Here is a 514-nt window from a genome sequence, read left to right on the forward strand (position 1 = left end):
TGCGTTCGACCGCGCTCCCCGGCCGCTCGGCGGCCGCCCGCAGCCGTGGCAAAGCGACATCGGTGCGCGCCGCGATCGCCGCCTTGATCAGCTCCGCCTTGTTCGGGAAGTAGTGGTACAGGCTGCCGCTCGTCATGTCGGCGGCGCGGGCGATTTCGCGAATCGTGGTGCGGGAGTAGCCCATCTCGGCCACAGTGCGCATCGCCGCGGTGATGATGCGCGTGCGGGTCTGTTCGCCGTCGGCGCCCACCGGGCGCCCCAATCGCGAGGGCCGGGCGCTCATGCGGGACGGCACGCGCCGCCGTCCCGTCCCTCACGCACCGCGCACCTCCGCACGAACCCCGAATAAATCGATCACTCGATTATATTCGACACTGTCAGGCGCCGAGAGCCTGCGGACGGGACGCGCGAGTGCGGAGAACACGGTGACGCGGGCGCAGCGGGGACGCCCCGTCGGCGCCAGCGGTGAGGAGACCCGCCAGCGGATCATCGTGGCCACCATGCGCTGTGTGGC

General features: G+C 71.0%; 1 protein-coding gene and 1 pseudogene. One reads left to right on the forward strand and one right to left on the reverse strand.

The window, feature by feature from the left end; all coding sequences use genetic code 11:
* Positions 1-283, reverse strand: a 283-nt coding sequence (locus tag A5701_RS08815) for a TetR/AcrR family transcriptional regulator (RefSeq protein ID WP_156670005.1), incomplete at its 3' end; no start/stop codon positions are given.
* Between the two features lie 142 nt (positions 284-425).
* Here A5701_RS08815 and A5701_RS28800 point away from each other — a divergent pair.
* A pseudogene (locus A5701_RS28800) lies at positions 426-514 on the forward strand (TetR/AcrR family transcriptional regulator); the annotation flags it as partial.

The sequence above is a fragment of the Mycobacterium sp. E3305 genome (assembly GCF_001666785.1).
GTDB lineage: Bacteria > Actinomycetota > Actinomycetes > Mycobacteriales > Mycobacteriaceae > Mycobacterium.